This is a genomic window from Micromonospora sp. NPDC127501, assembly GCF_040302185.1.
GTDB lineage: Bacteria > Actinomycetota > Actinomycetes > Mycobacteriales > Micromonosporaceae > Micromonospora.
In genome coordinates this window covers 1-12437 of sequence record NZ_JBEORJ010000018.1, presented here as the reverse complement: position 1 = coordinate 12437, position 12437 = coordinate 1, and the positions used below count along the sequence as shown (strand labels likewise).

Genomic DNA, 12437 nt, shown 5'->3' with positions numbered 1-12437 from the left:
CGCATCGTCGGCTATCTATCATGTCATTCCGGCGAGCTTGGCGCTGGTCGCCCAACCGCCGAGCGCGCCGAACCCACCGCCGATGGCACCCTCGATCGCGGCCTCACCCCAGTTCACGCTGCCGTCCTCCTGATAGGAGGAGACCATCGCGCTGAAGAAGCCCGCCGCCGCACCACCAGCCGCGCCGGCGATGATGGGATTGCCGCCCGACAGACCCCATGCGGCCGTACCAACGATGAAGCCCACCGCGCCGCCGACCACCGCCGATTCCCAGCTCAACCCGGTCGAATCGACGTAGTTCACCGGGTTGTCCGCGGCGTACGCGTAGCGGTTCCCGCTGGCCGGGTCGCCGATCCGGTTCACGCTGTCCTGCTGGGTGAACCGACCGGTGTTCGGGTCGTACCAACGCTTGCCGAACTTAACCCAGTCGCCCGTGCGCAGCCCGCCGCCGAAACCGATCGGCTGGTACGTCACCACCGGATCGTTGGCGGTGACGTTTGTGGTGCGTCCGTACGGGTCGTACGTGTAGTGGCCGGCCAGGCTGCCGTTCTCGTTGATGATGGAGACCACCGACCCGAGCCCGTCGAGCACGTAGAAGTAGTCGGTCCAGTCGTACGTCTTCTTCGACAGCACCCGAACGCCGACCGGGTCGCCCCGACCGTCACGCTCGAAGTAGTGCGTGTCGTAGTTCTCCGCCTGATAGCGCTCCAGGCTCGGCTGCCCCTGCTGGTTGACCCGACCCCAGTCGTAATAGCCCTGGGTGTTGTCATCGTCGTGCTGGTAGAACGACCGCAGCTCCACCTGGTCCAGGCCGCTGTACTCGTAGTCGACCATCTGTCCGGCGCTGTTCTTCTTGCCGGTGGTCTGCCCGGCCGCGTTGTAGGTCGCCCCCGGGGTCACCGAGCCGTTGGTCTGGTTGCCCGCTCCGTCGTAGCTGTAGCCGCTGGAGGTGATCTGGTTGGCGGAGTTGAACGTCAGGCGCTGCGTCTCGGTGCCGTTGAGCTTCACCGAGGTCCGGTTGCCGTTGCTGTCGTACGTGTAGTCGTAGCTACCACTGGCCAGGTTGGTCGCCTTGGTCAGCCGGTTACTGCGGTCGTACGTGTACACCTGCACCACGCCGCCCCGATGGTGTTCGGTCTGCCACTGGCGCAGCCCGGTGTCGTCCACCTTGGCCGTCGAGCAGGCGGAGGTGCCGACCCGCTTGGCGTAGCAGTACGACACGTCGTAGACCACCGACTCCCGGTCGGTGCCGGAGATCCGCTCCCAGCGCTTGGTGGTGGTGCGGGTGATCCGGCCCGAGTTGTCGTACGTCACGTGGGTGTGCGCGCTCACCGCCGGCCCGTTTGCGGGGATCATCTTCGTGTCGGTGCGACGTCCCTCGTCGTCGTAGGAGAACGTGTACTCCGTCCAGTCGTCGACGACCATCTTGGTGAGCAGGTTGCGCTTGTCGTACGTGTACTCCGTGGCACCGCGCGACGCGTCGTAGAGCTTGGTCAGGTTGCCCACCGGGTCGTACGTGTACTGCATCGGCAGCCACTCGTCGCCCCGCTGCACCAGGCGGTTGAGCCGGTCGTACACGAACGTCTCGGAGCCCTGGGCGTCGTCGCGGACGGTCATGTTGCCGGAGCCGTCGTACTCGAAGTCCACCGCCTGGGTGCCGTCGGAGAAGCTGACCCGGGTGGTCCGGTCGTCGAGGTCGTACTCGTAGGTGAGGGTCCGGCCGCCGCCGTCGGAGGCGGTACGGATCCGGCCGAAGGCGTCATAGGTGAACGTCTTCTTACCGAGGCTGTTGCCGGTCGGTGGGGCGATCGACGTGAGCTGCTTGTCGCCGTCGTAGCCGAAGTTGCTCGAGTTGGTGCCGTTGTTGGGGTCGGTGGCGGTCTTGACCGTACCGTCGCTGTTGTAGTCGACCTTCGCGTCCGCCGCCTCGGCGTCCTTGCTGGAGGTCTTGTTGCCGGCGCCGTTGTAGGTGTATGTGCTGCTGTTCTGCTGGCTGTCCGTGCTCGATGAAGGCTGGAAGTTGCCGGTCGGGTTGGTCGGCGTCGCGGCGTTGCCGTAGCTGGCCGAGGCGCCCGCGCCGGTCGGTGAGGCGGTCTGGGTCAGCGACTGCCCACTGTTCGCGCCGTACGTGCTGGAACTCGTCTGCCCCATGGCATCGGTGGAGGTGGCCACGTCGTGGTACGGCGTGTATTCACGGTCCCGCTCATGCCCGTCCGGGTCGACCGTCTTGGTGATCCGCTTGTCGCCGTTCACGGTGTACGTCGTGTGCGCGACGTCGCTGACCCGCTTGGTCAAGTCGGTGTTGGCGTCGGCAACCTTGGTCTCCGTCGCCGAGAGGTACGCCCACCGCGTGATCGCCAGTCGGCCGTCCGGGTTGTCGGTCGACTCGTTCTGGATGACCCGGGACACCGCGGAGACCCGGTGCTGGCCGTCGTAGTCGATCCGGGTTTCGGTGCCGGGCTCGGAGGCCTGCCCGGTGACGACCTTGGCGACCCGCTGCGAGGAGTCGTAGGTGAATTTCACCGCATGGCCCGAGGAGGGCAGGATCTGGGTGAGGTTGCCGGCGGCGTTGTACGAGTACTGCACCTGCCGGGCGTTGACGGAGTCGATGGACTGCTGCAGGCGGGTGATCCGGCCCTTGCTGTAGCTGACTGTCACGGTCCGGGCGCCCGTGCTGCCCCGATCCGAGGTGACCTTGGTGAGCTGACCCGACGCGTCGTACGAGTAGTCGGTGACGTTGTCGTTACGATCCTCCACCTTGTCGAGCAGACCGGCGGAGGTGAAGTAGAGGTCACGCCCGCTTTCGTGCTCGGTGAGCTTCCACCCCTCGCCGTCGCGCCGAAGGGTGGCCTTGAACTCCTTGGGCGTGTCGTAGCCGCTGCCTGCCAAGGTGAACCGGCCCACCACGCCGTCGGCGGCCACGTAGGTGACCGAGTCGTCGTCGGCCTTGATCAGCTTCAGGTCCGGCGCGCCACGTGACCGCCAGCCGCGGCCGTGGGCACCGACATCCAGGTCGCTGCCGACGAGGAGGCTGTTGAACGCGGTGCCGAGCGCGAGATTGTCCTTTAGGCCCGGCAGGACGAGGTCGGTGGTCTGGATGAGCAGGTTGCCGGAGCCAGCGTTGACCTGCAACTTGACGCGGTCGCTGAGGTCGAAGCTGGTGAAGGTGGCGTTGTGCTGAGGACCGGTCCCCTCTGGCACTTCGATCGGCCCGGCCAGCATCGAGACTTGACCGCCGCTCGGACCAAGGGCCACTTTGCCCTTGCCTGGAGAGCCTGGCTGAGCCGGAGTCGACTGTGCCCGGCCACCCGTCCTCGGCGGGTCCGCGGCCGCCGGAGCGGCCGGTACCGCAAGCATCGCGGCGGATACCGCCGCGACGGTGAACATGCTGAGATAGCGCATTGTCAGTTTTCCTCCCCCGTCTGGCTGACAACAACGGAGAGGACGATCTCAAGCATTGAGCAGATTCACTGCCTGCATTGATTAAAAAATTCGCCATCCTCAATCTATGGCGCTACGGGACGGCGCGGATCGGTAGCAGAGTGCTATGCGGGGGTGCAGGAGATGACGGAACGCGCGAATGAGCCGCACCGCCTTTTTCGGACGAAGACCTATAACGTACGTCTATGTTGCGACCCGACGGCAACCTGCCACGCCCCCGCCTGATCGCGCGTTAGGTTGAAGACCATGGAGCAGCGCATCAGTCTGATCACCCTGGGAGTCGCGGACGTGGCCCGCGCGAAGGCGTTCTACGAGCAGCTCGGCTGGCAGGGTCAGGAGGTCGAGGAGACGGTCTTCTTCCAGGCCGGCGGCCTGGCCCTCGTCCTCTGGGGCCGCGACAAGCTCGCCGACGACGCGGGCGTCGGAGAGCTGGGCACCGGCGCGATGACCCTGGCCCAGAACGTCCGCTCCCGGGCCGAGGTCGACGAGGTGATCGCGACGGCAACCAAGGCCGGTGCCACGGTGACCAAGCCGGCGCGCGAGACCTTCTACGGCGGCTACGCCGGCTACTTCGCCGACCCGGATGGTCACCTCTGGGAGATCGCCTGGAACCCCGGTTTCGCCCTCGCCGAGGACGGCTCCCTCACAGTCCCCGACTTCAGCGCCACGAACTAAGCCCGGCAGGAAAGAAAACGCAGTTCAGGGCGCCTCAGACGGGCAGAGCAGCGGGTCCAGCAACGGCAGTTGAAGGGGATCCAGGCAGATCGCCAGCAGCCCCGGGCCCGGCGAAGGCGTCGCGGTAGCCGTAACGGTCGGGGTCGGCGTCGGCGAGGCCGGCGCGACGGGTGGCGTCGGCAGGGCCGGCGCTGGCGGGTCGGTGGTGGGAACCGGCCCAGGCGTCGGCACCGAACTGGCGGACGGTGCGGGAGCAGCGGACGGCGGAGCAGCCGGCGGCAGCGCCACCGCGACAGCAGGTTCCGCCACTGTAGAGATAGCCGACGGCCGTACAGCCGGGACATTCGGCGGGCTCCATACGGCACTGTCGGCCGAGCCGACCCGCGACGTGGGTGCCACCGGCCCGACGGGACCGATCGGAACGAGGACCGCCCCAGCCCTCGGAACCTCCATGGTCACGATCTCCGCCGAGTGCACCGGCCCGCGAGGACCCCACGCGTCAGGCCCCAGAGCGCCCGGACCCAGCGTCACGAACACCACGGCCGCCACGGCGGCAGCGCCGAGCGCCCGCCGGTCGGGGCGTACCGCGGTCAGCGGCGCCTCGTCGGGTTCCACCAGCGGCAGCACAGCAGGCCGAGCACCCTGATGATCGTCCAGCAGGGCGTCGACCTGTGCGACAACGGCAGCACGATCCGCGGCAGCGGCGAGCGTGAGATAGAAGCGGAAGTTCACCACGGCGTTGGCCGGGACCAGCAGCCCTTGCAGTCGACCACGGTCGGGCAGCAGGGTGACCGGCACGTCGGGGTGGTGGGCTGGGCCGACCAGGTCCGCGTACCGCCACTCGCGGGGGTGCTCACGGCCGCCGAAGACCACTCTGTGGCTGGTCACGACGGCCATGCCGGTGTCGACGACACGCAGGCCCGCCGGCAACGCCTGAGAAGAAGCCTCGGCGAAGGAACAGAAGCCGCCCGGCCTGGGCAGGCCGGGGATGTGTCGCGCCTCGGCCTCGACGAGCTGGGCGACGGGGAGGACACGGAAGACCAGTTCGTCGTCGTCGAGCTCCACCGGTAGACCGGTGCGGGGCTGCGTACACCCGAGGAAGCTGGCGGCTTCGATGCGGAGTCGGGCCAGGTGGTCGTCGCGGTGCCGCCAGGCGTCGGTGGCGTCGCGGTACGCGCGCTGCCGGCGCTCGTTCTCGCGCTCGGCCCAGGCGATCCGCCAGGGTGCGCAGGCCACAGAGGTCACGGTCACACGCGGTACAACCGCTCACGTACGTGACAGGCAACGCGACCAGTATCGATGTATCCCGTTGCGCCCGAAAGAAGAGTATTGACGGACACCAGAGTCGGGGCGGCGAAGCTAGCCTGCCCAGGACCCCGGCGGCCGAGGAGCTTCCCGATGCTTGATGACATGCGCGTGCTGCGCGACGCGGTACGCGACTACCGCCTGGCGGCGACGGCTGCCGGCCTCGACTGGCCGGACGAGAGCGAGTCGCCGGCCGGACAGCCGCCGGAGCAGGTCCACCGGATCTTCGGCGTGGATCACGTGGCGGAGCAGCTGACCTGGTTGCAGGCGCAGCGCTGGCCCGAGCGGCGGTTGCTGCCCAACGGCGGATGGTTGATGTCCTGGCCGGAAGGCCCGGACGTGCTGGACTATCTGTGGCTGGCGATCGGCACGCCGTTTCCCTGGCGGCAGCAACTGCCGCTGTTCCATTTCGAGTACGCCATCTTCACCTTCGTCCTGGCGGGCGAGCACGAGGGTGAGATCTGGCGCTACGAGATCTCACCCGACGCGTGGGACTCGGTGCGGGCCGCCACCAGCCTGGCCACGCTCTTCGACCAGTGGACCCGGGGCATCGCCGCCGGTCTGATCGTCTACGACGGCGAGTACAACAAGTGGCTCCAGATCAAGGACCTGGACTCTGCCCCGGGTCTCGACCCGCTGGCCTTCCCGGTGGCCCCGGTGGAGGAAACCCTGCTGCGGGCGCGGCAGCGCGAATGCGGGGTCGACATGGCCATCGTCGAGGACGGCTTCCCGTACAACGAGGAACTGTCCGACGCCATCGACGCCGTCAAGGCGTCGCTGAACCGTTGACGCAGGTGATCAGCCGGCCCGCCGCCGGTACGGCTGTGGGCCGTGGGTCGGGAACCGCGACTGGGTACGCGGCGGGTACGCCTCGCAGTGCTCGGCCCAGTGTTCGGCGGCGGTGGCCAGGGCGTCCGCGGAGACGGTGAGGATCAGCGGGTAGATCGCGGTGGACGGGCGGCGCATCCACGGTGGCAGCGACTCGGCGGAGAACTCCACGATCAGCTCCAGCCGGCGGCGGCGCAGCACCCGGCTGCGCAGGGCCAGGTTGGGTTCGGTGAAGCGGACCATCGCCGGTGGCGCGCTCAGCCCGAGGGCGGCGGTGGCCTGCCCGTGCAACCAGCCGCCGAGCGCGCGGGCCTCCTCGACCATGAGGCTCGGGTAGTGGTGCGACCAGGTCTGACCGTCGGCGGTGCGGGCGTCCACCTCGATGAGCAGCCAGTCGTGCCAGCCGGGCGTGGCCCCGTCGGGGTCGTCGGGCGGGTCGATGCCGGGCTGGTAGCCGACGGGGCGTACCCGCACCCGAGCGCCATCGTCAGACCGGATCTCCACTCGATCATTCTGGCCGAGCGAAGCGGACTTCAGGTCCTGAATCGGTCACTTCGTGATGATCCGCCGCACGCCTCGGTGCTCAGCGCAGGCGTTGGACCGGCCGCCGGCCAGGCTCACCGAACCGTCGCGGCACTGCACCAGGTAACCGCGTCCGGCCCAGAACTGCGGTACGCAGTCGAACCAGTCGCACACCTCGGCGGCCGGCTTGCGGATCCGTGTGCCGCCACAGAACCCGTACCCCAGCGGGTTCTCCGGTGCCCCGCAGCGCGGGCCCTGGGTCGCGCTGGGCGACGGGCGTGGCGACTTTGCCGGTTTGGGCGGTGGGTTCTTCAGCGCGAGCGCCGGGCCGGCCGGGCGGACCAGCGCCGGTGCCACGCTGGTGGTGGGCGCCGGGGTGGCGGCGACGGCGACCTCCGCGCCACCGGTCGGGTCGGACGGGTCCGACTCGATCAGCGCCGCCGGCACCAGCAGCGCGATGGCAGCCGCCACCGCGATGGTCCTGCGACCACCAGGCACGAACGACGACAGTCGGGCCTGCCCGGGGGTGGCAGCGGATGGCCGGAACGGCTTGAGCTGAGCGTGCTCGGCGATCAGCTCGTCGAGTTGGGCGATCACCGCGGCGCGCTGTTCGATCGCGTCGGCGAAGGCCAGCGTGAGCTTGAAGCGGAAGTCCGGCGCGGCGTCGGGGGGCAGCAACAACCCGGAGGTGCGCCGCCGGTCCAGCACCTGGATCAGTGTGACCGGCGCCGCCGGGTCGTGGGCCAGGCCGGTTATCCGGCCGTACGCCCAGTCGCGCCGGCCCCGCCCGCCGAGCAGCACGAGTCGACGGCTGGTGATCACGGCCATGCCGGCGTCGGTGACGCGTACGCCGTCCGGGCGGCGCGGGCGCAGCGGCCCGGTCCCCGGGGCGACAGTGAGGTCCGGCGCGGGCAGCACTGCGGTGTGCCGTACCTCGACCAGTTGCGCGGCGGGTAGTGCCCAGAGCACCACCTCGTCGCTGGCCAACTCCAACGCCAGCCCGGCGCCGGCGGCTGCCGAGCCCTGGAAGTCGGCGGCCAGGGCGCGCAGCCGCCGTAACTCGTCGTCGCGTCGCCGCCACGCCGCCTCAGCGCCGCGGTACGTGCTGACCCGCCGCACGTTCTGCCGGTGCGCCCACCGGTACCGCCATGTGGAACCCGTCGAATCAGTCTTCGCCACGCCGACTCCTTCGCCGCGCTGGCCACCAATCTGGGGTGTCACGAGGTTTAACAGGTGCGGCGCGGCGCCCGGACACGCCGAAACGGGCGAACTACCCGATCGGCGGAGCAACCAGCACGATAGGGGGATAGTGTTGCCGACGTTCATCCCGGCCGGAGTGCCGCCTTGCGGCGCGGAGGCGGAATTATCGTCGTAGATTCACGTTTCCTGAGGGGGTGGCGGTCGTGCCGGCAGTCACGCTGCCCGGGGTCGTGATCGGGGTCGACATCGGCACCACCAGCACGAAGGCCGTCGCGTACGACACCGACGGGCGGCAGCTCGGCAGTCACCTGCTCGGCTACCCACTGGACAACCCGCAACCCGGCTACGCCGAGCAGGACCCGCAACTCATCCTCGAAGCGGTGCTCAAGTCGATCAGCATCGTCGTGGCCGAGCTGGTCCAGCCGGTGGCCGGGCTGTCGTTCGGCTCCGCCATGCACAGCCTGATCGGGTTGGACCGGGACGGAAATCCGCTGACCCCTTCGGTGACCTGGGCCGACTCACGGTCCACCCGGCAGGCCGAGCGGTTGCGGGCAGTCCCGTCGGGGCTGGCCCTGCACCGGCGCACCGGCACGCCGATGCATCCGATGTCGCCGCTGCCCAAGTTGCTCTGGTTCGCCGAGCAGGAGCCGAAACTCTTCGAGCGGGTGACGCACTGGGTGGGCATCAAGGACTGGGTGCTGCTGCGGCTCTGCGGCGCGCTGGTCACCGACCACTCGATCGCCTCGGCCACCGGCCTGCTCGACATCCACAAGCTGGAGTGGGACCGCGAGGCGCTGACCATCGCCGGCATCACCCCGGAGCAGCTCCCGCAGCTTGTCGCCACCACCGCCGTGCTGCCCAACCTCACCCCGCAGGCCGCCGCCCAGACCGGCCTGCCGGAGCGCACCCCGGTGGTGGTCGGCGCGGGCGACGGACCGCTGGCGAACCTGGGCCTGGGCGCGGTGCACCCCGGCATGGTGGCCTGCTCGATCGGCACCAGCGGCGCGATGCGGGTGATGGTCGAGCGGCCCGGCGTGGACCCGCTCGGCGGGGTGTTCTGCTACGCGCTGACCGAGCATCGCTGGGCGGTCGGTGGCGCGATCAACAACGGCGGCATCGTGCTCAAGTGGGCCGGCGCGGCGCTCGCCCCGGACCTCGGCGAGCACTCCGAGGAGGACCTGGTCGCCCTCGCCGCCCGCGCGCCGGTCGGTTCGGGCGGGCTCATCATGCTGCCGTACCTGCACAGCGAACGGGCACCACACTGGAGCGCCCTGCCGCGCGGCGCGTACGTGGGGTTGACCCACGCACACCGCCGTGAGCATCTGGTGCGGGCCGCGTTGGAGGGCGTCTGCCAACAGCTCGCGCTGGTGCTCAGCTCGGTGCGCGCGGCGGGCAACGAGGTCCGGGAGGTCCGGGCCGGTGGAGGCTTCGCCCGCAGCGGCCTGTGGCGGCAGATGCTGGCCGATGCCCTCGGCCTGCCGGTGAGCTTCCCGTCCGCGCACGAGGGGTCGAGCTTCGGGGCGGCGCTGCTCGGCATGGAGGCGCTCGGGCTGATCCCCAGCATCGACGTCGCCGCCGACCTGGTGCGCATCGAGGAGACGGTCCGCCCGGACCCGGCCGCCGCTGCCACCTACGCGGCGCTGCTGCCGCTCTTCGCCGAGCTGTACGAGGCCCTCACGCCCACCTTCGCCTCGATCCGTCGGATGGCACCCGGCCTCCCCACCGGCCCCTCACCACCGACGTGAGCGGTGGGGTCAGGGCGCTTCGACGCCGGCGATCAGGTAGCGCCGCACGTCGGCGTCGAGGATGGCCACTTCCTGCGCGTCGTCCGGTCCGGAGCCACGGAACGCGGCCAACTGCTCCGGCGACTCCCAGCGTTCGTAGACGTGGATCCGGCCGGGCTCCAACGGGTCGGCCGCCAGCAGGAAGTCGAGGCAGCCGGCGGTGGCGCGCGCCCGCGCGATGACCTGTTCGCAGTCGGACAGGTAGGCCTCGCGGCTGGCCGGTTCGACCTGCAGACTGCCGGCGATGATCAGCAAAGGGTCCTCCGGGCTGTGTAGCTGAGCAGGTTGATGCCTGTGGGTCATCTTTATACCCGTGGGGCGTGACGCTCGCCGGGACATCGCCGCCCGGACGGGTGACACCGGTCCCGCCGGTCTCACCAGCCTCCGGCGCTTCATATCGTGCAAACGTGAGAAAAAGCGACAAGAGGCGCTCATCTTCCCTGCTGGGGAACTCTGCCCGCGTACCCCTGAAGATGCTGACGACGGCGGTCGCGCTCGCGGTGCTCGCGACGACCGGGCCGGCCACCGCGGACGGTCCGGGCCGCGCGCCCGTCGCGGACCCGGCGCAGACGACCGGGCCGGGGTACGGGGTTGAGCCCGGTGACGGTCAGAGCCACGAGCCCGGGGTGGACCCGACGCCGGAGCGCCCACCGACCAGCGAGGTGTCCTGGCTGTCGTTTCCCGGCGGGGTGTTCGCCGTGGACTCGCTCGGGCGCACAGTGCGCTACCGCGCCTGCGACGGCGACACCGGTCGGGTCGCCGACCCCACCATGCGGGTCGCCGCCGGGGTGGCCAGCGGCGCTGTCGTCGTCGGAGGCACCGCCTACCGCTACCGGGTGCCGCTGGTCGGGCGCAGCGAGGGCACGCTGGAGGTGATCCAACGGCATCGCCCGCCGACGACGCTGACCGGCGTGGTGGTCACCAGCCCGCAGCCACCCACCGACCCGGTGGCCGGGGCCCGGCTGTTCCCGCTCAGCGGGCAGCTCGCCCGGGTGGTCGCCGACGCGAGCCTCAACCCGGCCGGGGTCACCGTCCGCGACCTGTCCGGTCGCTACGGCGACCAGCAGATCGCCGTCAACGGATCGCTGCGCCCCAAGGCGGCCAGCGTCATCAAGCTGTGGATCCTCGTCGAGCTGCTGCGCCGGGTCGACTGTGGACAGGTCTTCCTCGACGACGGGGTGCTGGTCACCCCCCAGGACGTGGTCGGCGGCACCGGCCAACTGCAGTTCGAGACGTTCCCGCAGGTGGTCACGGTGCACCGGCTCGCCCGGTACCTGATCAAGTACAGCGACAACGTGGCCGCGAACGTGCTGATCACCTACCTGGGTGGGTTCGCCCCGGTCAACGCGCTGATCGACTCGATGAACCAGCGCTCCACCATCCTGGCCCGCCGGATGCTCGACAGCGCGGCGGCGCAACGCGGCGAGGAGAACTACACCAGCCCGGACGACGTGGTGTCACTGCTCGGCGCCGTCTGGGACGGCGAGATCCTCACCCCGGCCTCCCGCGATCTGATGATCGGGTTCATGCGGGAACAGACCCTGAACACGAAGATCCCGGCGGCGTTGCCACCCGGCGTGCCGGTGGCCCACAAGACCGGTGACCTGCCGGACGCCTCACACGACGTCGGCTACTACCTGATTCCCGGCACCGAGACCGCCGTCGCGTTCCTCACCGCCGGACCCATGGCCACCGGCGACGAGACGGTCCGGCGGATGGCCCGAACCGTCTACGACTTCCTGGTCACCCCGGTCGATGGCGCGGTCGAGGAGTAGCCGACCTCAGGCGCCGGGAATGTTCGCCGGCGGATCCTCGCCCACCAGGTCGGCCGCCGGCGGGTCCGCCGACACCGACAACCCGAAATCCGAGTACGTCAGGTCGAGCTGGGCGACCTCCGACTGCTTGCTGTCCAACTCGATGCGGTAGCGGACCAGCCGACCCTGCTCGTCGACTGTCGCGGTGAACGGCACCGCCCCGGCCCGGTCACCGAGCACGCCGCCGACCCCCTCGCCCAGCACCGCGCTGCTCTGGCGCAGGTCCAGCGTGCCCGCGTACTCCCGGGCGGCGGTCTGCCGGACGGCCGTCGCCGTGCTGAGCGTGTCGGCCAGCTTGGTGTTGTCCAGGCCCTGCTTGGCGGGGGGTGAACCCGGAGCGCCGACATGCCACCAGGTCTTGCCGTCCCAGACCGGAACGCGCCGGTCCGGGGCGCTGATCCGCACGTAGACGTCCGACCCGGTGGTGAGCCGTTCGATCTTCACCTCGCCGGTGGGCACCTTCAGGGAGGTGGTTTCCAGACCACGCTTCGCCGTCGGGTCCCAGAGCACCACAGTGCCGTCCCCGCCCGTCGTCCCGCCGCTGCTCAACGTCAGCTTGTAGGTCTGCTGGTCGACCTTCCCGGCGGCGGCCTTGAGCACACCGACCCCGTCGGTCGGGGCCGCCGACGCCGCCGGGCGACCCGCGTCGGGTTCGTCCTCGGTGGCCACAAGTGCCCACACCCCGGCGGCGACGGCCACGACGAGGATGACACCAGCGGCGATCAGCTTCGGTTTCTGCACTGTCATCTCCCCGGGGGCGGGGGGGGGGGGGGCCCCCCCCCCCCCCCGGCACCCACTCTCTCAACGGCGAAACCCAAAATGCTGTTAACGCACGAGGACAAACCCGTCAACGAACGCGCAAATATAA

General features: G+C 69.9%; 10 protein-coding genes. 4 read left to right on the top strand and 6 right to left on the bottom strand.

The window, feature by feature from the left end; all coding sequences use genetic code 11:
* Positions 1-18: 18 nt before the first annotated feature.
* On the bottom strand, positions 19-3201 hold the full coding sequence (locus tag ABTW72_RS30025) for an RHS repeat-associated core domain-containing protein (RefSeq protein WP_350864564.1): 3183 nt from the start codon (positions 3199-3201) through the stop codon (positions 19-21).
* 486 nt (positions 3202-3687) lie between these two features.
* On the opposite strand from ABTW72_RS30025, the gene ABTW72_RS30020 reads away from it, so the two are divergent.
* Positions 3688-4116: a VOC family protein gene (locus tag ABTW72_RS30020; RefSeq protein WP_350864561.1), complete on the top strand. Its 429-nt coding sequence runs from the start codon at positions 3688-3690 to the stop codon at positions 4114-4116.
* Between the two features lie 24 nt (positions 4117-4140).
* Here ABTW72_RS30020 and ABTW72_RS30015 read toward each other — a convergent pair whose 3' ends face one another.
* Positions 4141-5367, bottom strand: a complete 1227-nt coding sequence (locus ABTW72_RS30015) for a hypothetical protein (RefSeq protein WP_350864558.1) — start codon at positions 5365-5367, stop codon at positions 4141-4143.
* A 147-nt stretch (positions 5368-5514) separates the two neighbouring features.
* Between ABTW72_RS30015 and ABTW72_RS30010 the strand changes: the two genes are divergently transcribed.
* The gene (locus tag ABTW72_RS30010; protein ID WP_350864555.1) at positions 5515-6210 is read left to right on the top strand and encodes a hypothetical protein; all 696 of its coding nucleotides are present in this window, start codon (positions 5515-5517) and stop codon (positions 6208-6210) included.
* 9 nt (positions 6211-6219) lie between these two features.
* On the opposite strand, the gene ABTW72_RS30005 is transcribed toward ABTW72_RS30010, so the two are convergent.
* Positions 6220-6753 (bottom strand): WapI family immunity protein, encoded by a 534-nt coding sequence (locus tag ABTW72_RS30005; RefSeq protein ID WP_350864552.1) that lies wholly within the window; start codon positions 6751-6753, stop codon positions 6220-6222.
* Positions 6754-6798: 45 nt separating this feature from the next.
* Positions 6799-7950, bottom strand: a complete 1152-nt coding sequence (locus ABTW72_RS30000) for a DUF3761 domain-containing protein (protein WP_350864550.1) — start codon at positions 7948-7950, stop codon at positions 6799-6801.
* Positions 7951-8174: 224 nt separating this feature from the next.
* Between ABTW72_RS30000 and ABTW72_RS29995 the strand changes: the two genes are divergently transcribed.
* Entirely contained in the window at positions 8175-9716 is a 1542-nt protein-coding gene (locus ABTW72_RS29995) for a gluconokinase (RefSeq protein ID WP_350864547.1), read from the top strand.
* Positions 9717-9725: 9 nt separating this feature from the next.
* On the opposite strand, the gene ABTW72_RS29990 is transcribed toward ABTW72_RS29995, so the two are convergent.
* On the bottom strand, positions 9726-10058 hold the full coding sequence (locus tag ABTW72_RS29990) for a putative quinol monooxygenase (protein ID WP_350864544.1): 333 nt from the start codon (positions 10056-10058) through the stop codon (positions 9726-9728).
* Between the two features lie 170 nt (positions 10059-10228).
* Between ABTW72_RS29990 and ABTW72_RS29985 the strand changes: the two genes are divergently transcribed.
* On the top strand, positions 10229-11530 hold the full coding sequence (locus ABTW72_RS29985; RefSeq protein ID WP_350864542.1) for a serine hydrolase: 1302 nt from the start codon (positions 10229-10231) through the stop codon (positions 11528-11530).
* Between the two features lie 6 nt (positions 11531-11536).
* On the opposite strand, the gene ABTW72_RS29980 is transcribed toward ABTW72_RS29985, so the two are convergent.
* Positions 11537-12310 (bottom strand): hypothetical protein, encoded by a 774-nt coding sequence (locus tag ABTW72_RS29980; protein WP_350864539.1) that lies wholly within the window; start codon positions 12308-12310, stop codon positions 11537-11539.
* Positions 12311-12437: the final 127 nt, after the last annotated feature.